This window comes from Desulfitobacterium metallireducens DSM 15288 (genome assembly GCF_000231405.2).
Lineage (GTDB): Bacteria > Bacillota > Desulfitobacteriia > Desulfitobacteriales > Desulfitobacteriaceae > Desulfitobacterium_A > Desulfitobacterium_A metallireducens.
Genome location: NZ_CP007032.1, coordinates 2,375,079 through 2,399,898, shown reverse-complemented (window position 1 = coordinate 2,399,898; position 24,820 = coordinate 2,375,079). Strand labels below are relative to the sequence as shown.

Genomic DNA, 24,820 nt, shown 5'->3' with positions numbered 1-24,820 from the left:
TGGAAAAGGAGACTCTCACCCTTAGGATTTTTGTATAGACAATTTACTTCAGGATAGTTTACAATATACAAAGGATTTTGTCGGAAAATAATATATTTATAAGTTACAATAACAGTAGGGAAGTGGATTCAGTGATTCTTACTCAGCAAATTGCAGACCAAATTGTTCAACTGATTTATACAGAAAGTGGCTTTCATGGCATTGTATGTGATTCAACAGGAAAAATAATCGCGGACTCAGCAGGAACTCGGGTAGGTAAAATACACCAGGGAAGCAAGAAAATCATGACGACTTCGGTTAATGAAATTGCGGTCACTAAAGAGGATGAAGAGCGATCTAATGGAGGACAACGTGAGGGTCTTAATATAGCGGTCAGGTCGGAAGGAACAAAATTAGGAAGCTTTGGAATCGCTGGACCGATCGAGGTGGTTACGCCTGTTGCACGCATCGCTGTAGGCATGGTTATTTCCTTATTAAAAGATCAGGAATTAAAAGATATAATTCGAAAGCATGTCAACCAGTTACACCAAGCAATTGAACAAGCAGCGGGAGCGATTCAGGAAATGGCAGCTTCGGCAGAAGAAGTTGCAGGAATCAGTCATACCGTATCTGAAGTTGCCTACGAAGGTAAAGAACAAGTGAAAGAAACGACGAATATTTTGGAATTCATTCGCCGAGTCTCGACTCAAACCAATTTGTTGGGGTTGAATGCAGCTATTGAAGCAGCACGTGCAGGTGAGCATGGAAAAGGATTTTCGGTAGTTGCTGAAGAAGTACGGAAACTAGCGGAGGAAAGCAATCGTTCTGCTAATGAGATTGGCACGATTTTAAATCAATTTCAAGAGATTATCGAGCGAATCACTCAAGGAGTAGTTCAAAATAAGGAGATTACTGAAGAACAGGCGAAAGCAACACAAGAAATTGCCCAGATGATTGAGAAAGTTCAACGCGTCGGTGATGATTTAAATAGTTTAGCTCTTAAATTATAATTAAAATGAATATGAATAATTTTCGAAGAATTGCTTTTAGGAGTAGACGAATAAGTACTGTCTGCGTATAATGTAGGAGACACAAGATAAATACATATGACCGAATGATTTCAGTGGGAGAGATCCGGTAAAACCGGACGCCGAAGGAGAAAACTTCTTAGATCGCTCATTTAGGAAGGGAAACTCTCAGGCAAATGTACTGCTGAAAGACGGGGCTCTGGAGAGTTTCTCGAACGAGAACACCAAAGGGGAAGCCGAAAGGCGAATCTCTCAGGTTAAAGGACAGAGGAAGCGCGAAGCGCTATCCTCTGTCCTTTTTATATTCATTTTATCTTGTAACACTATACTTTTCTCATGAAAGCCATGAATTTGGTAATACTCAAAACTTAAGGAGGTGTTTTTTAGTGGCGGAACTCAAACGTACTCCTCTTTATGAGGAACATCAAGCAGCTAAAGCCAAGCTTATTGATTTTGGTGGTTGGGAAATGCCAGTTCAGTATGCTGGAGTTATTGAAGAACATAATACGGTTCGTACGAAAGCCGGTCTTTTTGACGTATCACATATGGGTGAAGTAGATGTTAAAGGGAAAGAAGCACTTTCCTTTGTGCAGAACTTGATTACCAATGATGTTACCCTAATTCAGGATGGGCAGATTCTGTATTCTCCGATGTGTTATCCGGAGGGTGGAATTGTTGATGATCTTTTGGTTTATCGTTATGGTATAGAACATTTCTATATCGTGGTTAATGCTTCAAATACGGATAAAGACTATGCTTGGATGCTTGAACAGGCTAAAGGGTATGACGTACAGTTGAACAATAAGTCAGCTGAAGTGGCCCAATTGGCGTTGCAAGGCCCCTTATCCGAGAAAATTTTGCAAGGACTGACGTCAATAGATCTTTCGGAAATTAAATATTATTGGTTTAAACATGGAGAAGTAAACGGGGTACCCTGCCTTATTTCTCGCACAGGGTATACTGGCGAAGATGGTTTTGAGATCTATTCAGCTCCCGAGAAAGCTCCCGAACTTTGGCGGAAGATTCTTGAAGCAGGTAAATCTGAAGGTATTCAGCCCATTGGCCTCGGGGCAAGGGATACCTTGCGTTTCGAAGCAAAGCTTCCCCTTTATGGCAACGAACTGGGTCAAGAGATTTCTCCGCTTGAAGCAGGAATTGGTTTCTTTGTGAAGCTTGCCAAAGAGAAATTCGTGGGTAAGGAAGCTCTTGAAGCGCAGAAAGAAAAAGGACTTTCCCGAAAACTCGTGGGCTTAGAAATGATTGAACGCGGGATTGCTCGTTCACATTACCTTATACAAAAAGATGGAGAAGAAGTCGGTTTTATCACCTCGGGTTCTTTCTCTCCAACTTTGAACAAAAATATCGCGTTAGGCTTAGTCCGTGCTGATTTAGCAGAAATGGGTTCCACTTTAGACGTCATTATTCGAGGCAAAGCGGTTAAAGCACAAATTATCCCTACCCCCTTTTATAAAAGAGCGCGCTAAATTTGGATTGTATTCTGGTTCACTTCAGGTAATACCCTTAGGTTTGGCGAAGCTGCCACAAAAGTGAGTGCGCCGACGGCACATGGACGTGCCTAGTGCAAGCGCCTCCACGGATGGGAAAAGGCGCTGTCAGCCCTGGAGCGCTGAGTGAATGGATGTGCGGGAAGCTACACGACCCGGATTATTATTAAATTAAATTTAGGGAGGAATTATCATGAATCCAACAAATCTTAAGTACAGCAAAACACACGAGTGGGCGAAAGTAGACGGAAATATTGTGACCTTAGGAATTACAGATCATGCTCAAGAAAGTCTAGGGGATGTTGTTTTTGTTGAGCTTCCTGAAGAAGGAGTAACGGTAAGCGCAGGAGAGGCTTATGGTACTGTTGAGTCAGTTAAAGCGGTTTCCGATATCGTTGCGGCAGTGACCGGAAAAGTTCTTGAATTTAACCAGACTGTTCTTGATGCTCCCGATACACTAAATAGTGATCCCTACGGTGAAGGGTGGTTAATCAAAGTTGAAGTAGACGACCTCAAAGCTCTTGATGACTTGTTATCTGCAGCCGAATATGAAGCCTTACTTGAGGAGGGCAACTAAAATGAATTATGTGCCGAACACGGCAGACCAGCGGGAACAGCTTTTATCTAGGATCGGAGTACAGTCGATCGATGATCTATTTAAAGATATCCCGGGAACTGTTCGGCTGAAAACGAATTTGAACGTTCTTGGAGGAATGGCTGAGCAAGATCTTGTGAAACTGGTTAAGGGAATAGCTAACCGCAATGGGAATTTAGAGGAGTATACTTCTTATTTGGGAGCCGGCGCTTATGAGCACTATATCCCGAGCTATGTTGATCAACTTCTTATGCGCTCTGAATTTTATACAGCATATACACCTTACCAACCGGAAATTAGCCAAGGAACATTGATGGCGATTTATGAATATCAGACCCTGGTTTGTGAGCTGACAGGGATGGATGCGGCCAATGCCTCAATGTATGATGGGGCTTCTGCTTTGGCTGAGGCATCACTGATGAGCTGCGATGCGACTCGCCGCAAGAAAGTTCTAGTTCCTGCAACTATTCATCCAGAGTATAGGGAAGTGCTTCAAACCTACTTACCTCCGCGGGGCGTTGAAATGGTTGAAGTTCCCTCAAAAGATGGGGTTGTCGATCTGGACGCTCTAGAAAGGTATCTAGAAAAGGATGTCGCAGGTGTTCTTCTCCAAAGCCCAAATTTCTTTGGCGCGATTGAGAAAGCCGAGCAGATCGGTAAACTGGCCCATGACCAAGGCGCTTTATTTATAATGTCCGTCAATCCCGTTTCCTTAGGACTGTTGAAATCGCCAGGGGAACTAGGGGCTGATATCGTTGTTGGAGAAGGGCAACCTTTTGGTAATCCGCTTAATTATGGGGGGCCATATCTTGGTTACTTAGCAACACGAGATAAGTATGTTCGCCGGATGCCTGGACGAATTGTTGGGGCGACCACAGATAAAAAAGGTAAAAAGGGATATGTCCTTACATTACAAGCCCGCGAACAGCATATTCGCCGGGAAAAAGCGACCTCCAATATTTGTTCCAATGAAGCTCTATGCGCCTTAGCTTTTACAATTCATTTGACAGGTCTTGGCAAAAAAGGACTTAAAGATATGGCTAACTTAAATCTTCAAAAAGCGCACTATGCAGCTCAGGAAATTGCTAAACTCCCTGGAATGCGGTTGGCTTATGCTCAACCTTTCTTTAATGAGTTTGTAATCGAGACAGAAGTGAGCCCATCTAAAATTAATCAGGAATTGATTAAAGAAAAGATTATTGGCGGACTGGATCTCTCTCGGTTCTATCCAGAATTGGATCATCATCTTCTCATTTGTGTGACAGAGACGAAGAGTAAAGCGGATATTGATCAACTTGTGGCCAGATTGGGGGAAGTGAAATGACAGAGTTGGAACCGTTAATCTTTGAACTAAGTCGGGAAGGACGGACCGGAGTCAGCTTGCCCCTATGTGATGTCCCGGAGGTCGCTATCGACAATCTTCTCCCTTCCGATTTTATACGGGTGCAAGAGCCTGAATTGCCTGAAGTCTCAGAAGTAGATGTAGTTCGCCATTTTACCCGCTTATCGACCTTTAATCATGGGGTTGATACCGGCTTCTATCCTTTGGGTTCCTGTACGATGAAGTATAATCCCAAGGTCAATGAAATGCTGGCACGTTTACCGGGTTTTACGATGCTTCATCCCTATCAGCCTGAAGAGTTAACCCAGGGCTCCTTACAACTGATGTATGAGCTCCAGCAAGATTTGGGTGAGATTACGGGGATGGATGCTTTTACAATGCAACCCGCTGCCGGTGCCCACGGGGAAATGACAGGGATTCTGATTGTTAAGGCTTATCATGCCCATCGTCAGGATGCGAAACGGACGAAAGTAATCGTCCCAGATTCTGCCCATGGGACGAATCCTGCGACGGCTGCAATGGCAGGGTTTGAAATTGTGCAGGTTCCTTCCAATGAACGGGGTGGGGTAGATATTGAAGCCTTGCGCGCTGTAGCTAATGATGAAATCGCGGCGTTAATGCTCACGAACCCGAACACTTTAGGACTCTTTGATGAAAATATTCTAGAAATCGCTCAGATTATTCATGATGTAGGTGGGTTGCTCTACTATGATGGAGCGAATGCTAATGCGATTATGGGTTTGGCACGCCCTGGAGATATGGGCTTTGATGTCGTACACATTAATCTCCATAAAACCTTTTCTACGCCGCATGGTGGAGGCGGACCGGGAGCAGGACCTGTTGGGGTTAAAGAATTCCTCAAGCCTTTTTTACCGAAGCCTATCGTTGTCAAAAAAGAAGATGGGACTTACACTCTTGATTATAACCGCCCGCTATCCATCGGGAGAGTAAGATCCTTCCAGGCTAACTTTGGTGTTTTGGTCAGAGCGTATGCTTATATCCGAGCCCTAGGGGGAGAAGGATTAAAGGAAGCCTCTGAAAATGCAGTCTTAAATGCTAACTTTCTGATGAGCATCCTTAAGGAACATTATTATGTCGCTTATGACAGGGTATGTATGCATGAATTTATCATCACTCCGAAACACCTCAAATCCTATGGTATTCACACCCTTGATATCGCCAAGCGGTTGCTGGATTATGGATATCACCCGCCGACGATTTATTTCCCTCTTATTGTAGAAGAAGCCATGATGATTGAACCCACGGAGACTGAGAGTATGGAAACCTTGGAGAAATTCGCCCAGTCTTTAATTCAAATCGCGGAAGAAGCTAAAACGGATCCAGAGCGGGTGAAGAATGCACCTTATAATACGCTGATCACTCGTTTGGATGAAACCGCAGCAGCTCGACACCCTGATCTTCGTTGGCGTAAAGCGTAATTAGACTGAGGGGCTTTTGTACAAATAGTGCAAAAGCCCCTTCTTTTTTGTGCGCTCATCATGATAAAGGGGATAATTCTGAAAGACCTAAAAAGACCCGGTAGCGTAGCTTGTTGATTCCGTGAGGATGTCATTATTGAAGGCTTTGTGAAAAATTTGTTGAAATAAGCTAGAAAACAGGTTACGCTAGATATATCATGAGCATAATGTAAGAATAATAAGCCAAAGAGGTGCCCTATATGAGAGTTGAAGTACTGCCGAGTGCAGGAACGCCTGTCCTTCCTTATTTGGAAGACAAACTTGTCATCGTGATTGATGTTTTGAGGGCCACCAGTACCATGGTTACAGCTCTAGCTAACGGTTGTCAAGCTCTCATCCCGGTCTTGACTCCGGAGGACGCTCTGGAAAAACGCATGGAAATTCCAGGTGCACTCTTGGGTGGAGAACGTCGGGCTATGCGGATCGAGGGTTTTGATCTGGGTAACTCGCCCTTTGATTATGCCCCAGAAAAGGTGGGCGGAAAACGAGTGATCATGACAACAACCAATGGAACGCGTGCGATCCGAGCGGCTGCTGAGGCTAAGGCTGTCTGGATGGCTTCATTTCTAAATCTAGAAAGCATTGTCGAAGCGATTTATCGTCTGAAACAAAAAACGTTACTAGAGGGTATAGTGATTTTTTGCGCTGGAACGGAAGACCGCTTTGATTTACCGGATACCCTTTGTGCAGGGATGCTTATTGACGCGTTAGGCTCCGATACCCGATTAAATGATTTGGGAGAAGCGGCTCTGATGCTCTATCAGCTTTCAAAGCATAATCTGCTGGAGATCATTGAGCAATCGGATCATGGGCGCAGTCTTCTTGAATTAGGGTTTGAAAAGGATGTTATCTATTGTTCGACGGCTAATATTCTTCCTATTGTCCCTGCCCTTGTCAATGGAGAAGTGGTTTGGCAAATGGAAGGGAGGTAATCGTAGCTATGGAAGTCCATTATTTTGAAAAGCCAGGTTCTGAGAATAGTTCAGAGGTGGTACGTCTAACTCTGAAGCGAGCACGAGAGTTAGAGATTTCGACGTTTGTCGTGGCGTCAAATTCAGGTGCTACAGCTGAATTATTCTTGGATCAAGGTGTTCAGGTTGTTTGCGTTACACATCATGTTGGTTTTGCCGGACCAGGTGTAGATGAAATGGATAAAGAACGCCGGAATAGTTTGGAAGAACGCGGAGTAAAGGTGCTGACAACGACTCATCTTTTTGCGGGGATTGATCGTGCGTTAAGACTTCAAAATGGAGGGCTTTATCCAGCAGAAATTGTAGCACAAACCTTAAGACTTTTTGGGCCAGGAGTTAAAGTCGGGATAGAGTGCTCCGTGATGGCACTTGATGCAGGATTGATTGAATTTGGTGAAAAAGTAATTGCTATTGGAGGAACAGGACGTGGCGCAGACAGCGCTATCGTTTTAACCCCTAATCATTCAAATTCTTTTTTCAAAACTAAGGTCCACGAAATCATTTGTAAACCTTTCTAAAAGTTATAAAAAACTCCTATTCCTCAAAAAAAGGAGTATAATGTTGAAGTATTGCAGACTATAGTTAAGCAGAAATCAAGGATAAGCGAAGGGAGACGATTTTATGGGTTTTTTGTCAACAATGAAGAATCTCGCTAAAAGCGATATTCAAAGAATAGTTTTACCAGAAGGTGAGGAAGAAAGAAACCTTACTGCAGCAGCAACCATCCATGCTGAGAAAGTTGCTGAAGTGATTCTTGTTGGTAACGAGGAAGTTATCAAGGGAAATGCAAAAAAACTTGGAATTAATATCGAAGGGATAGAAATTCAGGATCCCGCAAAATCTGAAAAGACCAGTGTCTACGCTAAAGAGTTCTATGAGCTCAGAAAATCAAAGGGAGTCACCGAGGAGAGCGCGGCAAAAACTTTACAGGATCCCTTGTACTATGGTACTTTGATGGTCAAGATGAACGATGCTCAAGGCATGGTTTCAGGAGCTATACATACGACAGGAGATCTGCTTAAACCGGGACTTCAGATCATTAAAACCGCACCTGGCATCAGCGTCGTATCCTCTTTCTTCGTCATGCTTCTTCAGAACAAGGAATATGGCGAGGATGGCACGATGCTTTTTGCTGACTGCGCTGTTAACCCAAATCCCAATGAAGATGAACTCGCGGCAATTGCCATTTCCACGGCAGAGACAGCAAAGAATCTCTGCAAGATGGATCCCAAGGTAGCGATGCTCTCATTCTCTACGATGGGCAGTGCAAAACATGAAAACGTGACTAAAGTTCAAAATGCTGTTAAAAAGGCTAACGAACTTAGACCAGATCTTGCGATTGATGGAGAACTTCAGGCTGATGCAGCGCTTGTTGAAAAAGTAGGCAAGCTGAAGGCTCCAAACTCGAAGGTAGCTGGAGAGGCAAATGTCCTCGTATTCCCGGACCTCCAAGCGGGAAACATTGGCTATAAGCTCGTACAGCGGTTGGCTGGAGCGGAGGCCATAGGACCTATCTGCCAGGGCTTTGCCAAACCGATCAATGACCTTTCAAGAGGATGCAGCGCAGAAGACATCGTAAATGTCGTGGCCATAACCGCTGTGCAAGCGCAGACGCTTAAAAAATAAAGCCTCTTTGATAAATATTCAAAAACGCCGCTAACAGTATTGTTAGCGGCGTTTTTGAATATTTTTATAAAGTTAAGCTTTCTACATATATATTCGTAAGAAATTACGAGTGTATTGCATAAGAATAAGAAAAACAAACAAGGAAAAGCGAAGTGATGATGGTATTAAGGTGGATGTTGTTTACAGACCTAGGAGGAAATGATAAAATAAAGATGTTAGTAGATGCTAACATCTTTGCGTTAACAGGTTGCTTACAGGAGGAATTACAATAGATGATCTCCACAACGGAAAAGAAAATTTTAGAAGCAGCTTTACTCCTATTTTCACAAAGAGGATATGATGCCGTAGCGACAAAGGAAATTGCCCACCAAGCCGGGGTTAGTGAAATGACGCTTTTTCGGCATTTTGCCTGTAAACGCAATCTTTTCGAAAGCATGTTTGAAACCTATATCTTCACTCCGCAGTTCAAAGTCCTCTTTGAACAACAAATGGAGGAAAACTTAGAAAGAGATTTAATTAAAATATGTCATTGTTACCAGGAAAATCTATGGAAGAACCAGAAAATTATCATGATGCAATTTCGCAATCAAGATTTTATGTCCATATCTGATGCGCCATTATTAAGATTTCCTAGTGAATTAAAAAGGCTGTTACTGGACTACTTGTCCAAGATGAAGGAGAAAGGATACTTTATAGCTGATGCGGAAAAATGGGCTGTGAATATTCTCGCTTATAATTTTGGTCTATTTATGCTCTGTTTAGTCAATAAGCAATTGCTGTCTGGAACAGAGATCGACAATTATATTGCCGATTATGCCCAACAACTGTCTGTCCGTAGCCAATGTCCGATAGCGAGTGGCTCGAGAACTACTATGGAGGAGAATTAATGAGCGTATTAAATGTAGGATTAGATGTAGGCTCAACAACAGTGAAAATGGTTGTAATCAATGATGAGAATCAGATTGTTTATAAGAAATATCTCCGACACTTTTCGAATATCAAGAATACGGTTATTGGTATGCTGGAAGATGCAAAAAATGTCATAAAAGGACACGGGTTGACTTTGATGATCACCGGGTCAGGGGGATTCAACATTTCCCAAAAACTCGATGTCCCCTTTATTCAAGAAGTTATTGCCTGCACGAACGCGATTAAGTCGATCATTCCAAGGACTGATGCAGCGATTGAGCTTGGCGGTGAAGATGCGAAGATTACATTCTTGGGCGACTCAATGGAGCAACGGATGAATGGAACTTGTGCCGGAGGTACTGGCGCGTTTATTGATCAGATGGCATCTCTTTTGCAAACTGATGCAACAGGGCTTAATGAACTGGCTAAAAATTATCAAAATATCTATCCGATCGCTTCACGTTGCGGTGTGTTTGCAAAAACCGATATCCAGCCCCTTCTTAATGAGGGAGCAGCTAAAGAGGATATTGCGGCTTCTGTACTACAAGCGGTTGTGAATCAAACTATCAGTGGCTTAGCCCAAGGTCGGCCTATTCAAGGAAACGTGGCCTTTCTCGGGGGACCTTTGCACTTTATGTCTGAGCTTCGTGAACGTTTTATCGAGACGTTAAAGCTCACGGATCAAGATGTTGTTTTCCCAGATGATTCCCAATTCTTTGTCGCGATTGGGGCGGCAATCTCTTCTCGAGGCGAACAACCCATTTCTTTTGAATGTTTATATGAGCGGACGCCGGCCATTTATAAGATGAGAGAAGACGACAGTGGCGCCATGGATCCCCTCTTTGCCAATGAAGTCGAATATCAAGCCTTTAAGGCCCGTCATGAAAAATATAAAGTCAAACGTGAAAGCCTTGAAAGCTACTCGGGAAAGGCTTATTTAGGAATTGATGCAGGGTCAACGACTACGAAAATTGCCTTAATTGGAGAGGATGGAAGTCTCCTTTATTCGTATTATGGAAGCAACATGGGAAGTCCTCTTGAGTCAACGATTAAAGCGCTTAAGGAACTTTTGGGTAAGCTGAATCCCCAGACAGAGATTGTTCATTCGGCTGTAACCGGATATGGGGAACATCTGATTAAGGCGGCCTTGAAAGTGGATATCGGGGAAATTGAGACGGTCGCTCACTTTAAAGCGGCAGACTTTTTCTTGCCTGGTGTGGATTTTGTACTCGATGTTGGTGGACAAGATATGAAGAGCTTAGTCATCAAAGAGGGGGTCATTGATTCAATCAGCCTTAATGAAGCCTGTTCATCGGGTTGCGGTTCGTTTATTGAGACTTTTGCCAATGGCTTAAATGTTGAAGTGAAGGAATTTGCGAAGCTTGGTGTAATGTCGAAAAAACCAGTTGATTTGGGAACGCGCTGCACTGTTTTCATGAACTCTAAAGTGAAACAAGCTCAAAAAGAAGGCGCCGATGTGAGTGATATTTCCGCAGGGATTTCGCTTTCGGTTATTAAAAATGCCCTTTTTAAAGTCATTCGTTTGCGTAGCGTTGAGGAGTTAGGGGAAAAAGTGGTTGTACAAGGCGGGACCTTCTACAATGATGCTGTTCTGCGCTCCATCGAAAAGATCCTGGGTCGAGATGTAGTCCGTCCGGATATTGCAGGAATTATGGGGGCTTTCGGGTCGGCTTTAGTGGCCCGCGAACGTTATGAGGAAGACTATGAATCCAGCCTCCTTCAGGGTGAGGAGCTGGATAGTTTTTCAACCGAGACAACCCTGAAGCGTTGCGGACTCTGCGGAAATAACTGTATGGTCACAGTGAAGCATTTTTCCAATGGAAGCGAGTTTTACTCGGGTAACCGTTGTGAACGAGGAGCAGGTAAAGAGATTTGTAAGAACGATATTCCTAACCTCTATGACTATAAATATAAACGGGTCTTTAACTATAAACCGTTAAAAGTAACCGAAGCCAAACGGGGTGAAATTGGCCTGCCGAGAGTTCTTAATATGTATGAGGACTATCCCTTTTGGTATACTTTCTTTACGGAACTTGGATATCGGGTTGTTTTATCGGGTCGTTCCTCGAAAAAAATATATGAGCAAGGTATGGATACGATTCCTTCAGAATCCGCATGTTATCCGGCCAAGCTAGTACATGGTCATATTATTGATTTAGTGAACAAGGGAATTAAAAAAGTCTTTTATCCCAGTATTCCTTATAATATTGAGGAAGATTCGGGTGCAAATAATCACTATAACTGTCCCGTGGTAACCTCTTATCCGGAAACTATCTGGGCGAACATGGATATTATCCGTCATGATGATATCACGTTCTATCATCCCTTCTTGCCTTTAGATATGCCAAAGCGGATGGCTAAACGGCTTATTAAAGAGTTAGCTCCAGAGGGAATTCCGAAGCATGAACTGGTTGAGGCCATGCGCAAAGCCTATGAAGAGTTGGCTGCTTATAAAAAAGAAGTTCAAGTACAGGGCGAAAAAACGATTGAGTATATACGCCAGCATCAGATCAAAGGGATTGTTCTGGCAGGACGGCCTTATCATATTGATCCGGAAATTAATCATGGAATTCCTGAAATGATGAGTTCCTATGGATTTGCCATTCTTACTGAGGATGCAATCCATCATTTAATGCCGGTTGAAAGACCCATTCGTGTTGTTGACCAGTGGGTGTATCATTCTCGTTTATATTCGGCCGCAAGCTATGTCGCTCAGCAGGCGGATCTGGAGCTTGTCCAGTTAAACTCGTTTGGATGCGGTCTTGATGCAGTGACCACAGACCAAGTTAAAGAGATACTCGAGCGTTATGGTAAAATCTCTACCGTTTTAAAAATTGATGAAATCAATAACCTCGGAGCGGCTCGCATTCGGATTCGTTCCTTGATAGCGGCTATTAACGAGCGTGACAAACGTAACTTTGTTCCAAAGAAACTTTATGATCTCCAAGAAAGAGTTGTCTTTACGGAAGAGATGAAAAAGAATTATACGATTCTTTCACCGCAAATGTCACCGATCCACTTCCAATTTCTAAAGACAGGGTTTGAAAAGGCGGGGTATACAATCGAAATTCTCCCCTCAGTGGATAAATCGGCTGTGGATGAGGGTCTCCGTACGGTTCACAATGATGCCTGCTATCCAGCAATCATTGTTGTCGGACAGCTTATGGAAGCCTTGCGTTCTGGAAAGTATGATTTGAATCGAACTGCAGTGATTATCAGCCAGACCGGTGGCGGTTGTCGGGCTACCAATTATATTGCGTTCATTCGCAAAGCCCTTCGTGACGCTAAACTTGATCATATTCCTGTGCTATCCCTTAGTGCCTCCGGGTTAGAGAAAAATCCGGGTTTTCAAATTACGGGAGCCCTGCTTAATGATCTCATGCAAGGATTAATTTATGGCGATCTCTTGATGCGTGTCCTTTATCGCATTCGACCTTATGAAAAGGTTGCAGGATCAGCGAATGCTTTATATGAACACTGGGTAGAGAAATGTCAAGAGTCGCTTCGTAAGGGGAACCGCAAGGAGATCCGCGAAAATATTTACGGGATAGTTAAAGACTTTGACAACTTGCCAATCGATGAATATCTCGTCAAACCGAAAGTGGGTATTGTCGGCGAGATCTTGGTTAAATTCCACCCCACGGCCAATAACAATATTGTCGAGCTTCTTGAGGCAGAAGGGGCAGAAGCGGTTATGCCTGATCTTATGGATTTCTTACTCTATAGTGCCTTTGATAATCAAATAAAGTATCAGCTTCTTTCTGGCAGTTTTAAGAGTATGATCAATGGAAATATCTCTATTGGAGTAATAGAGTACTATCGTCGGGATATGAAAAAAGCCTTGAAGGCGAGTAAACGCTTCAGTGCTCCTCAATCGATTCGCCATATTGCAAATGGGGCGGAAAAGCATCTTTCACTGGCTAATCAAACAGGAGAGGGGTGGTTCCTAACCGGGGAAATGGTTGAACTCATTCAAAGCGGAGTAAACAATATTGTCTGCTTGCAACCCTTTGCCTGTCTGCCCAATCATATCACGGGGAAAGGGATGATCCGCGAGTTAAGGCGTTCTTACCCGCTTTCTAATATTGCTCCGATCGACTATGATCCCGGAGCGAGCGAGGTAAATCAGCTCAATCGGATTAAGTTGATGCTGTCTGTTGCTCAAGAAAATTTGGGAAAAGAGACAATGGAGAAGCGAGAAATCCAGACAAAGGAAATTTCGTTAGCTGACGGTGCTAATCCAGCGAGTGTATCAGGTTAAATTCAGAGGAGATAGTTGCTCATCAGTTCGCTTAGCCGCTTTAGGGCTGTATAGCTCTCGAGCGGCTTTTCTTAAATTTATGATTACATTAAGTAACTACTTGACAAAATGATACCAAAAGAATTATTATAAGTTAAAGGTAATTTTAAATTAAATAAAGATATAGAGTTATGTTCGATAAAAATAAAAGGGGAGTTTAGAATGTCTAAAGAATTTATGACTGCTGTGAAAGATAGAAGAACGTATTATGCACTCAGTAAAGAATCGCCTATTTCTGATGCTCGAATCCAAGAGATCATTGAGCAGGCTGCAGAATATGCACCGACAGCTTTTAATTCTCAAGGTGGACGAATGGTGTTATTACTGGGTGAGCAACATGATAAACTATGGGATATCACGATGGAGACCTTGAGAAAGATCGCTCCCGTTGGAAATTTTGAATCCACAGAAAATAAAATAAAGTCCTTCCGTGATGGCTATGGAACTGTTTTATTCTTTGAGGATCAAAGTGTTGTTAAAGGACTCCAAGAAAAGTTCGCTCTTTATGCAGATAATTTCCCAATCTGGTCTCTTGAATCTGCGGGACTCCTTCAATATATTGTTTGGACAGCCTTAGAGGAAGAGGGTTTGGGTGCTTCTTTGCAACATTATAATCCACTGATTGATGCTGAAGTTCAAAAGACGTGGGATATTCCAAACGATTGGAAACTTTTGGGACAAATGCCTTTTGGTAAACCGACTGCTCCGGCAGGAGAAAAACAATCTTTACCTTTAGAGGGACGAATTAAAGTATTTAAGTAAATTTGAATGGGTATCTCAACTTGCGTTGAGGTACTCTTTTTTATGGGTGTAAATTTGAAACGGTTTGGAAACAATGATATCAAATGAGTCAAGTGTAAATTAGAGGTGATCCTGCTTGCCAAATTCTGAGGATCAAGAAAAAAAGACAGAAAGCACGAAACCCGCAGATTGGCCGCTATTTAAAAATCAAGTCACTGAATTAGCCCAGGTTCTCGAGAAAATGAACCTCTCAGAATACATTTCTTACTTAAATAATCCTCGACGTATGCTCTTGATTAACTTCGCTTCTGGTTTAGTGCGGGGCTTAGGAATAGCCATCGGGGCATCAATTCTCGCAGGTATAGCCCTTATTGTCTTGCGACGTCTCGTCTTTTTAAATCTGCCTGTGATTGGGGGGTTCATCGCTGAACTCGTAAAAGTCGTGAATGCCCATAATGGATATTAGGGAGAGTGAAGAGCAAATGGAAAATCAAAAATATGCGAAACTGATTGAACAACTAAAACAGGATAAAAAGGAAACGCTTAAAAATGCAACAGAACTAATCACTGGAGATATGCGCGAATCGATAGGAGAACTTTCTTTAATCGATAATCATCCAGCAGATATTGCGACAGAGGTATACGAACGTTCACGGGACGTAGCCATTCATGATCGCTATATGCATCAAGTTCATGCCATTGATTCAGCCTTGCAACGGTGGGAAGAGGGAAGCTACGGAATCTGTGAACACTGTGGGAAAACGATTCCGCTGGAGCGACTTGAAGCTCTTCCCTATACCACAGTTTGTAAAGATTGCAGTCGTTTAGAAGAAAAAGAAGAACAACACTCACTGCATCGGGAACCTGTGGAAGATGAAATCCTCAATCGTCCGTTTTCGCGGACCTTTAATGATGCAACAGATCGCGTCGAGTTTGATAGCGAAGATTCTTGGCAAGCGGTCGCTCGTTATGGAACAGCAGATTCTCCTCAGGATCTAGGCACGAATCGAGACATTAGTGATCCTAATGAAATGTATGAAGATGCTGATGAAGTGATCGGTGCAGTAGATGATATCGAAAGCCTCGAAGTTGAGGTGGAGCCGGGGTTTGGAAATACGGTGTACTACGATAAACAGCATGGCAGAACGTGAGTGATTTGCTAGCAGAGTTACGTTACAGACGCTCGGACGAACGCTCGCAGACTAAGCTAAGGACATAACTGCTTAATGCAAGCTACGATATGAAAGCTGCTAACCTACTTAAGGATTGCCCCGCAGGGTTGCATTGTGTTAAGATGAATTCAAAGAACTGTGGGGAGGGTAAAGGATTGCTCATTTGGCTTACCATTATTGGAATTTGGATAATCGATCGGGTGTTGAAAATCTTTATTCAAGGGAATTTACATCCTAATGAAACGTTAGCAGTTATCCCTAATTTCTTTCATATAACTTATGTCTTAAATCCAGGAGCGGCATTTGGATTAATGGCAGGCCAGACTTGGATTTTTATTATTACCGCGTTATTGGTTGTAGTTGGCATAATTTATGCCCAATTTAAGATTCCCAGGGAGGAGAAAGTTCTACGGTTTGCGTTAGGGATGATTGGTGGCGGCGCTTTAGGTAATTTTTATGATCGGGTCGTTATTGGAAAAGTTGTGGATTATTTGGACTTTCAGATCTGGCCTTTTGTATTTAATTTTGCAGATAGTATGATCGTGATCGGAGTTGGGCTGTTGATGCTCATCATGTATCTCAAGGATCGTAAGAGTAGGAGAACGGAATGACGGAAAACCATTTTGAACTAGAAGATGAAGAGCTAGAAGGGCTAGAGTCTCAGGAGACCTATTCTAGTGATCCTGTGAATCAAGAAATTCATGAGTTTGAATTGTCAGAAGGAGTCCGGCTTGATGTTGGGGCGACTGAGGCCATTGGTAAAACCCGGTCCTATGTCCAAACCCTAATAAGTGAGGGATTGGTGGAGGTTAACGGGGAAGTTAAGAAGGCTAATTATAAGATTAGGCAGGGGGATAAGGTGAAGGTAGTCATCCCCCCGCCTAAGGAACTTTCCGTTGAGGCTGAGAATATTCCCTTGGATATCGTTTATGAAGATGAAGACGTTCTTGTTGTAAATAAAGCGCAAGGAATGGTTGTGCATCCTGCTCCAGGATCCTGGACGGGGACCTTAGTCAACGCACTTCTTTATCATTGCCTCAATCTTTCGGGTATTAATGGCGTACTGCGTCCAGGGATTGTTCATCGCATTGATAAGGATACGTCTGGACTTTTGGTCGTTGCCAAGAATGATCAAGCTCATCAAGGTTTGGCCGCGCAGGTCAAAGAACATAGCATGGCACGTAAGTATATTGCGATTGTCCATGGTGTAGTTTTAGAATCGACTGGAACTGTAGACGCACCGATTGGTCGGGATACGTTAGATCGGAAGAAAATGGCTGTTACCTTCCATAATTCGAAGGAAGCCGTGACGAATTATCACGTTCTCGAGCGATTCCACGATTTTACTTATCTTCGAGCAAAGTTGGAAACGGGAAGGACTCACCAAATTCGGGTCCATATGGCCTATCTAAAGCATCCCGTTTTAGGAGATCCGTTGTATGGTCCGAAGAGAAATCCCTTTGGACTTGAAGGACAAATGCTGCATGCGGAGCATCTCGGTTTTGTACATCCTCGGAGCGGAGAATGGTTAGAATTCACGGTAAAGCCACCCGAAGTTTTCATATCGATTTTAGAGCAGATTAGAAAAGAAGAATGAAGAATTATAGAAGAAATTTAATTGACTTTTACTTCTTTCTAAGTTAGACTTAATTAAATTCAAAGCCTTTAAAATGTGTCCTGAGAGACGCAAAGGCAGACGACATTGGAGAGTGAACTGTCTGCTAGTGCAGGCAGTTTTTTTGCACTACCAGTAACTCATTCGATGATTTCGGCCTGAGGAAAGGAAGTGGAGCAGCATGGAGGGTATCACCAAAAGTCAAATCATGGATGCTGACGGGATTCGGCGCGCAATCACGCGGATTGCCCATGAGATTGTCGAGAAAAACAAAGGAACAGAAAACGTTGTTTTGATTGGAATTCGCCGAAGAGGTGTACCACTGGCTGAACGGATTCAAAAGCGCATTGAGGAATTTGAAGACGTCAAAGTTCCGCTTGGAATTCTCGACATTACGCTTTATCGGGATGACCTAACGACAATCGATGTTCAGCCTGTAGTACATGAATCACAAGTTCCGTTTAGTGTTCAGGGAAAAACGGTTATTTTAGTGGATGATGTACTTTATACGGGGCGGACGGCTCGGGCGGCACTTGATGCAACGATGGATTTGGGGCGCCCGGAGAAAATTCAACTGGCTGTTCTTGTCGATCGCGGACACCGTGAGCTACCTATTCGCGCGGACTATGTTGGTAAAAATCTGCCAACATCTAGCCGTGAAATCGTCTCTGTTTGTTTACAGGAAATTGATGAAGAAGAACAGGTTCTACTTCAAGAAAGACCAAAAGAATAAGCTTTTTTGGAATAGAAATTATTGAATAGAATTATTTAAGCAGCATAACGTAACCCTTTAAGAGGTTTTCCCGTGAGTTACCCAAGGGTAGAGATTAGGATGAGTGTATCCTTATATCCTCTTACCATTGGGTAGGAGGATTTTTTGCACTATTAAGATGTAAGAATAAAGGAGGAAATCTAATGAAGTGGAATCGCAAAGATCTTTTGCACATCGAAAGTTTAACACGCGACGAAATTGAGTTGATCATACAAACGGCTAAACCCATGAAAGAGATTCTATTTCGTCCAATCAAAAAGCTTCCGACGTTTCGTGGAAAATCGGTGATCAATCTTTTTTATGAGTCAAGTACCCGGACGAAAAGTTCCTTTGAAACAGCAGCCAAAGTATTAGGGGCGGATACCACTAGCTTGGCGGTTGCGCAAAGCAGTGTCAATAAAGGGGAAACGTTATATGATACGGCTCGTACCCTGCAAGCGATGAATCCAGATATCGTGGTCGTTCGTCATGCAAGCTCTGGAGCTGCCCAGTTTTTATCCCAGACTTTAAAGGCAGGAGTCATCAATGCTGGAGATGGACAGCATGAGCATCCGACTCAAGCCCTACTCGATCTTTTCACAATGCGGGAACATATCACTGATCTGAGCGGAAAAAAAGTCTTAATTGTGGGCGATGTGCTTCATTCCCGGGTGGCACGGAGTAATGTTTATTCTTTGACGAAAATGGGTGCTGAGGTGGTTCTTGTTGGCCCACCGACACTGCTTCCACCGGAGATGAAAATATTAGGTGTCAAGATGAGCTATCAACTGGATACCGAATTACCGGGAGCAGATGTCGTAATGGCCTTACGTTTACAACTTGAGCGTCAACAAGCAGGACTATTACCGAGTCTGAGGGAATACAGCTTGCTTTACGGCTTAAATCGGGAACGGATTGAGCAAACGGGTAAGGATACTTTAGTCATGCATCCTGGTCCTATGAATCGCGGGGTGGAGATCACGAGTGAAGTTGCGAATTCCCCTAATGCGGTCATCGAGGAACAGGTCACAAATGGGGTCGCAATCCGCATGGCTATAATGTATTTGTTGATGGGAGGGACAAGCAATGTGGTGGCTTAAAAACGTTAAGATTGTCGATCTTGAGAGCGGGTCGACTCAAGTTCGGGATGTTTTAATTGAAGGGGAACGGATTCTTGAAATCACAGAATCTTTGACGGAGAAAGAGGTTCAAAATAAGTCACAGTCGGAGATTCAAGTCATCGACGGTACGGGAAAATACCTCTTCCCAGGGCTTATCGATGTGCATACGCATTTACGGGAACCGGGACAAGAAGAAAAAGAGGAAATTGCGACTGGGGCTCGTGCAGCGCTCAAAGGCGGATTTACGACGATCCTCGCGATGCCGAATACTAAACCAGTTCTCGATCAGCGAGCTTTGGTTGAATTCGTTAGTAACCAAGGAGAACGAGCCGCCGGAGCCAAAGTGTATCCGATCGGTGCGATTACCAAAGGAGAAGAGGGCAAAGAGCTCACGGAAATGGTAGACTTAGCTGCAGGTGGAGCTAAAGCGTTTTCCGATGATGGCAGAGAAGTTCAAAATGCGGAACTCTTGCGTTTAGCAATGGAATATGTGAAGTTAACCGGTCTTCCCTTAATCAGTCACTGCGAAGATGATAATTTAGCGCGGGGCGGGTCGATGCATAAAGGAGAGGTCAGTGCCAGACTGGGACTCAGAGGAATTCCCTCAAGTGCCGAGTCGGTGATGGTTGCTCGGGATATTCTCTTAGCAGAAGAGACAGGCAGCAAACTTCACCTCGCTCATATTTCAGCTAAAGAGAGTGTCGAACTGATTCGGGCAGCTAAACTACGGGGTGTGGATGTAACAGCCGAGGTTAATCCCCACCACCTTATCTTTACGGATGAAGCAGTTGCAGAATCGAATTATAATACATCCTATAAAGTTAACCCGCCCCTCGGTTCAGCTCAGGATAGGGAAGCTCTTCTTGAAGGAATCTTGGATGGAACGTTAGATATGTTGGCAACGGATCATGCTCCACATACGTGGGAGGAAAAAATGAAACCTTTCGCAGAGGCTCCTTTTGGGATTGCCGGCTTCGAAACATCACTGGCTGCGGTTTGGACTTATCTGGTTAAACCCGGAAAGTTACCGGTAGAGGTATTACTTAGAGCCTGGAGTCTTAACCCTGCTCAACGCTTTAACCTGCTAGGGGGTAAGGTGCAGCCGGGGGAGATTGCTGATTTGGTTCTTTTTGATCCTGAGCAAAAAGAAAAGATTGAATCCAAATGGTTCACTTCAAAAGCTCAAAATACACCGTTTTTAGGACAAGAGCTGCAAGGATTTGCATGCATGGTTTGGGTGAACGGCCAGCTTCGTTTGGGTAAATAACTTTTGTATCTTGCGAGAATAATGAAATCATCAAGGCTAAAGCGAGGAGGAATGAAAGATGCCATTTTTGGTATTACAAGATAGAACAGTATATGAAGGAGAAGCTTTTGGGGCTTGGCCAGCAGAGCGTGGGGAACAAGTGGGTGAAGTTGTGTTCAACACCTCAATGAGTGGGTATCAGGAGATTATTACGGATTTGTCCTATTCAGGTCAGATTTTGGTTTTAACTCATCCTCAGATTGGTAATTACGGTTGGCATGATGAGGAAAGTGAAGCCGATAAAATCTTATTAAAGGGCTTGGTTGTTCGCGAACTTTCCTCAGGCGAAGGAAGTTTACATGCTGACGTATCACTAGAAGAATTCTGTCAAGAACAGGGGATTTGGGGTCTTAAAGGAGTCGATACAAGAGCTTTAACTCGGCATATTCGCCAACAAGGGACGATTCCGGGTGTTCTCGTCGTCAATGAAGAAGATGGACTACGATATTGGGACAATGTCGAAGAAGGAAAGGCTGACTGGCACCCTCAAAAGCATTGGGTTTACCAGACTACAACAGCGGAAAGTTATGAAATACCGGGGAAAGGTCCCTATGTGGCGGTTCTCGATTGCGGGGCAAAACGTAATATTCTGCGATCCTTACAGGAATATGGGTTCCGGATCCGTGTTTTTCCTGCGACAACGTCGGCTGATGAAATTTTGCGTTCACGACCCAAGGCTTTAGTGATCAGTAATGGACCGGGAGATCCGAGCGAATTGCCAGAGGTTGTGGCAACGGTGCGAGAACTACTGCCGAAGCTATCGATTCTCGGGATTTGTTTAGGACATCAGCTTCTTGCGTTAGCTGCAGGTGGAGAAACATATAAACTCCCCTTTGGGCATAGAGGGGGAAACCATCCTGTTCAGGATAGTCGAACAAAGAAAGCAACAATGACGGCTCAAAACCATGGATATGCGGTTCGGGAAGATTCTCTTGCTCAATCCGGTTTTGAGGTTTTCTTGCGCAATGTTCATGATGGGACTGTTGAAGGAATGGAACATACTTCTTATCCGGTGTTCTCCGTTCAATATCATCCAGAAAGTGCTCCGGGGCCAGAAGAAAACCATACGATATTTGAAGACTTTTTTTTGAAGATAGGCTTAATCGGTTAAGTATAATGAGGAAAGCAGGGGAAGACATGGAGAAACAAATATGGAAGAAAGTATTGGTTCTGGGCTCAGGACCCATTGTGATCGGACAAGCTGCAGAATTCGACTATGCCGGAACCCAGGCTTGCCGGGCGTTGCAAGAAGAAGGTGTCGAAGTGGTTCTCGTCAACTCGAATCCTGCAACGATTATGACTGACCCGGAAGTTGCGGACAAGGTGTATATTGAACCGTTAACTGTAGATGTGGTCGAGCGGATTATCGAACGCGAAAGACCAGATGGACTTCTTGCTACAATGGGAGGTCAAACCGGCTTAAATCTTGCGTTTCAGCTGGCTCAAAAAGGGATCCTAGAACGTTGCGGGGTTAAATTGATGGGAACTTCCCTGCAAAGCATTGAGCGGGCGGAGGATCGGGATGGGTTTCGCTCTCTGATGCAAGAACTGGATGAGCCAGTACCGCCTAGTGTCATCGTTGAGGAGGTTCAAGCCGCCCTAGAATTTGCGGATTCAATCGGCTATCCTGTGATCGTACGCCCCGCTTATACGTTAGGCGGAACGGGAGGAGGAATCGCTACAGATCGCGAATCTTTAGAGGAGATTGCTCAAGGTGGTCTTCAAGCAAGCATGATCGGTCAGATCCTCGTGGAACGCAGTGTAGCCGGTTGGAAAGAAATTGAATACGAAGTATTACGAGATGGCGCGGGAAACTGTATCACGGTTTGTAATATGGAAAATATGGATCCCGTCGGAGTGCACACAGGTGATAGTATTGTAGTTGCACCTTGCCAAACGTTAACGGATCGGGAAGTCCAAACGCTAAGAACATCGGCTCGCCGGATCGTCGATGCTTTGGGGATTGAAGGCGGATGTAATGTTCAATATGCTCTCCATCCTGAACGTTTAGAATATGTGGTTATCGAAGTTAACCCTCGACTCAGCCGCTCGAGCGCATTGGCCTCAAAGGCAACCGGTTATCCGATTGCCAAGGTTGCAGCTAAAATTGCCCTTGGACAAACTTTACCTGAGATTCCGAATGCTGTGACGGGTAAAACCTCAGCCTGCTTTGAACCAGCACTTGATTATGTGGTTGTGAAAATTCCACGTTGGCCTTTTGATAAATTCTCTGATGCTGATCGGAGTTTGGGAACCCAGATGAAAGCTACCGGTGAAGTGATGGGCCTTGGCCGAAATTTAGAAACGGCTCTGATGAAAGCTGTTCGATCTTTGGAAATCAAAACGTTCGGGGTGCTTTTACCTGAATTCGAGAAACTAACTGAAGAAGAGTTGATCAGCGGATGCCAAAAACCGAATGATCAATTGCTTTTCTTCATGGCGGAAGGGTTAAGACGGGGCTGGACGGTAGCTAAACTTCAAGAACTCACTCAGTGGAATCCCTACTTTTTACGGGCTCTCGAAAATGTCGTCCAAATGTCGGCGACCCTTCGTCAAGCTCCGTGGGATAAAACAACGCTGCTTAAGGCTAAACGGTTAGGAATTTCCGATGTGGTTATCGCAGACTGCTGGCAGAGTGATGAAGAAGCAGTTTATCAATTCCGGCTAAGGCAAGGCATCGAACCCGTTTTCAAAATGGTCGATACCTGTGCTGGCGAATTTGAAGCAGTAACCCCTTACTTCTACTCTAGTTATGACCAAGAACAAGAGGGTGAGCCTACAGCACGCCGCAAAGTGGTTGTTTTAGGTTCAGGACCCATTCGAATTGGACAAGGGATTGAGTTTGATTATTGCTCTGTCCATTCGGTTCTAGCCTTGCGCAAGGCAGGAGTGGAGACGATCATCATCAACAATAACCCAGAAACGGTCTCTACCGATTTTGATACTGCGGATCGGCTCTATTTTGAACCGCTGACGCTGGAAGATGTGACAGCCGTCCTGGAACGGGAAAAACCTGAGGGTGTCGTTGTACAATTCGGGGGGCAAACAGCGATTGGTTTAGCTAAACCTCTGGTTCAGCGGGGCTACAAGATTCTCGGTACAAGTCTCGAGGATATTGATCGTGCTGAAGAACGTGGACTTTTTGATGAGGTCTTACAAGAGATTGGAGCGAAAAGGCCTCGCGGTGGACAAGCGGCATCACTTGAGGAGGCACTCAAGGTTGCGGATAATATTGGCTTACCTCTCATGATTCGCCCTTCTTATGTCTTGGGCGGACGTGCGATGGAGATTGTTTTTTCTCCCTCTGAGTTAGAAAAGGTGATTCAAAGAGCACTTGCGGAGTTCCCTGGACAGGAAATCTGGATGGATCAATATCTTGTGGGTACAGAGTTGGAAGTGGATGCTGTATCCGATGGCGAAAATGTCAGTATCCCTGGGATTATGGAACATTTGGAGCGAGCTGGGGTGCATTCCGGTGATTCCATCGCCGTTTGTCCACCTCTTACGCTGACTTCAGAAACTCAGCAACAGATCGCAAAATTAACAACTGGAATTGCTCGAGCTTTAAATATCCGTGGCTTACTCAATATTCAGTACGTTATTTATCAGGACGAAGTTTATGTGATTGAAGTCAATCCACGCTCCAGCCGGACGGTGCCCTTCTTGAGTAAGGTAACCGGAGTACCCATCGTGGACTTGGCAACACAGATCATCCTCGGTTCCACGTTAAGTGAACTGGGAAGTCAGACCGGCTTATGGCCGAAACCCGAATTTTTTGCGGTTAAGGTACCGGTGTTTTCTTTCTCCAAACTACACAATGTCGAGCCTTCCTTGGGACCTGAGATGAAGTCGACGGGTGAAGTTATGGGAGCGGATAAGACCTATGAGAAAGCACTGTATAAAGCGCTACTGGCTTCCGGACTGAGTATGGCTGCTCATGGAACCATGTTGGTCACTTTAGCGGATCGTGATAAAGCAGAAGGGCTACCCCTTGTTAAGCGCTTTCAGGATCTAGGATTTAGGATTTTGGCCACAGAAGGAACAACTCAAGTCCTGAAGGAAGCAGGAATTGAGGTTGAGCGGGTTTCTAAGCTTCACCAAGGTTCAACGGAAATTACGGATGGAATTCGTGACGGACAGATTAAAGGGGTAATCAATACGACAACGCATAATAAAAGACAGGCCAGTGATGGTTTCGTTATTCGCCGGTCAGCCGTTGAACACGGAATTCCCTGCTTTACCAGCCTAGACACAGCATCGGCATGGTTGCAGGTACTGGAAACGATTGCTCCCAGCCTTATGCCTTTAGTCAGTAAAGAGGGGAGATAGCAGGGTGCGTTTAGAAGATGCTAAAATTGTG

20 protein-coding genes and 1 riboswitch are annotated in these 24,820 nt (G+C 44.2%); all 20 genes read left to right on the top strand.

Annotation, left to right across the window (positions count from 1 at the left end; all coding sequences use genetic code 11):
• Nucleotides 1-131: 131 nt before the first annotated feature.
• Nucleotides 132-989: a methyl-accepting chemotaxis protein gene (locus tag DESME_RS11705; RefSeq protein ID WP_006716621.1), complete on the top strand. Its 858-nt coding sequence runs from the start codon at nt 132-134 to the stop codon at nt 987-989.
• 104 nt (nt 990-1,093) lie between these two features.
• Nucleotides 1,094-1,201: riboswitch (glycine riboswitch) on the top strand.
• A gap of 192 nt (nt 1,202-1,393) precedes the next feature.
• The gene (gene gcvT, locus DESME_RS11700) at nt 1,394-2,491 is read left to right on the top strand and encodes a glycine cleavage system aminomethyltransferase GcvT (protein ID WP_006716620.1); all 1,098 of its coding nucleotides are present in this window, start codon (nt 1,394-1,396) and stop codon (nt 2,489-2,491) included.
• Nucleotides 2,492-2,705: 214 nt separating this feature from the next.
• Complete coding sequence (gcvH, locus tag DESME_RS11695; protein WP_006716619.1) at nt 2,706-3,089, top strand: glycine cleavage system protein GcvH; 384 nt, start codon at nt 2,706-2,708, stop codon at nt 3,087-3,089.
• Between the two features lies 1 nt (nt 3,090).
• Nucleotides 3,091-4,431, top strand: coding sequence for an aminomethyl-transferring glycine dehydrogenase subunit GcvPA (gene gcvPA / locus DESME_RS11690; RefSeq protein WP_006716618.1), 1,341 nt, complete (start codon nt 3,091-3,093; stop codon nt 4,429-4,431).
• Complete coding sequence (gene gcvPB, locus DESME_RS11685) at nt 4,428-5,888, top strand: aminomethyl-transferring glycine dehydrogenase subunit GcvPB (protein ID WP_006716617.1); 1,461 nt, start codon at nt 4,428-4,430, stop codon at nt 5,886-5,888. Before gcvPA ends, gcvPB begins: the two co-directional genes overlap by 4 nt.
• A gap of 239 nt (nt 5,889-6,127) precedes the next feature.
• A complete protein-coding gene (locus DESME_RS11680) occupies nt 6,128-6,859 on the top strand; it encodes a 2-phosphosulfolactate phosphatase (RefSeq protein WP_006716616.1) in 732 nt (243 codons plus the stop codon).
• Nucleotides 6,860-6,867: 8 nt separating this feature from the next.
• On the top strand, nt 6,868-7,416 hold the full coding sequence (locus DESME_RS11675; RefSeq protein WP_006716615.1) for a pyruvate kinase alpha/beta domain-containing protein: 549 nt from the start codon (nt 6,868-6,870) through the stop codon (nt 7,414-7,416).
• Between the two features lie 103 nt (nt 7,417-7,519).
• Nucleotides 7,520-8,524, top strand: coding sequence for a phosphate acetyltransferase (gene pta / locus DESME_RS11670; protein WP_006716614.1), 1,005 nt, complete (start codon nt 7,520-7,522; stop codon nt 8,522-8,524).
• 272 nt (nt 8,525-8,796) lie between these two features.
• A complete protein-coding gene (locus DESME_RS11665; protein WP_006716612.1) occupies nt 8,797-9,411 on the top strand; it encodes a TetR/AcrR family transcriptional regulator in 615 nt (204 codons plus the stop codon).
• Nucleotides 9,411-13,715 (top strand): 2-hydroxyacyl-CoA dehydratase, encoded by a 4,305-nt coding sequence (locus DESME_RS11660; RefSeq protein WP_006716611.1) that lies wholly within the window; start codon nt 9,411-9,413, stop codon nt 13,713-13,715. Before DESME_RS11665 ends, DESME_RS11660 begins: the two co-directional genes overlap by 1 nt.
• 201 nt (nt 13,716-13,916) lie before the next feature.
• A complete protein-coding gene (locus DESME_RS11655) occupies nt 13,917-14,516 on the top strand; it encodes a nitroreductase family protein (protein ID WP_006716610.1) in 600 nt (199 codons plus the stop codon).
• A gap of 115 nt (nt 14,517-14,631) precedes the next feature.
• The gene (locus DESME_RS11650) at nt 14,632-14,961 is read left to right on the top strand and encodes a DUF5665 domain-containing protein (protein WP_006716609.1); all 330 of its coding nucleotides are present in this window, start codon (nt 14,632-14,634) and stop codon (nt 14,959-14,961) included.
• 16 nt (nt 14,962-14,977) lie between these two features.
• The gene (locus DESME_RS11645) at nt 14,978-15,646 is read left to right on the top strand and encodes a TraR/DksA C4-type zinc finger protein (RefSeq protein ID WP_006716608.1); all 669 of its coding nucleotides are present in this window, start codon (nt 14,978-14,980) and stop codon (nt 15,644-15,646) included.
• 176 nt (nt 15,647-15,822) lie between these two features.
• Complete coding sequence (gene lspA / locus DESME_RS11640) at nt 15,823-16,278, top strand: signal peptidase II (RefSeq protein WP_006716607.1); 456 nt, start codon at nt 15,823-15,825, stop codon at nt 16,276-16,278.
• Nucleotides 16,275-17,264, top strand: a complete 990-nt coding sequence (locus DESME_RS11635; protein WP_006716606.1) for an RluA family pseudouridine synthase — start codon at nt 16,275-16,277, stop codon at nt 17,262-17,264. The genes lspA and DESME_RS11635 overlap by 4 nt, the downstream gene beginning before the upstream one ends.
• A 199-nt stretch (nt 17,265-17,463) precedes the next feature.
• Nucleotides 17,464-18,015, top strand: coding sequence for a bifunctional pyr operon transcriptional regulator/uracil phosphoribosyltransferase PyrR (gene pyrR / locus DESME_RS11630; RefSeq protein WP_006716605.1), 552 nt, complete (start codon nt 17,464-17,466; stop codon nt 18,013-18,015).
• 182 nt (nt 18,016-18,197) lie between these two features.
• A complete protein-coding gene (locus tag DESME_RS11625) occupies nt 18,198-19,133 on the top strand; it encodes an aspartate carbamoyltransferase catalytic subunit (protein WP_006716604.1) in 936 nt (311 codons plus the stop codon).
• Nucleotides 19,120-20,421, top strand: coding sequence for a dihydroorotase (locus DESME_RS11620; RefSeq protein WP_006716603.1), 1,302 nt, complete (start codon nt 19,120-19,122; stop codon nt 20,419-20,421). Before DESME_RS11625 ends, DESME_RS11620 begins: the two co-directional genes overlap by 14 nt.
• Nucleotides 20,422-20,479: 58 nt before the next feature.
• Nucleotides 20,480-21,571: a glutamine-hydrolyzing carbamoyl-phosphate synthase small subunit gene (carA, locus tag DESME_RS11615; protein WP_006716602.1), complete on the top strand. Its 1,092-nt coding sequence runs from the start codon at nt 20,480-20,482 to the stop codon at nt 21,569-21,571.
• Between the two features lie 26 nt (nt 21,572-21,597).
• A complete protein-coding gene (gene carB / locus DESME_RS11610; RefSeq protein WP_006716601.1) occupies nt 21,598-24,789 on the top strand; it encodes a carbamoyl-phosphate synthase large subunit in 3,192 nt (1,063 codons plus the stop codon).
• The last annotated feature ends 31 nt before the right edge of the window (nt 24,790-24,820 follow it).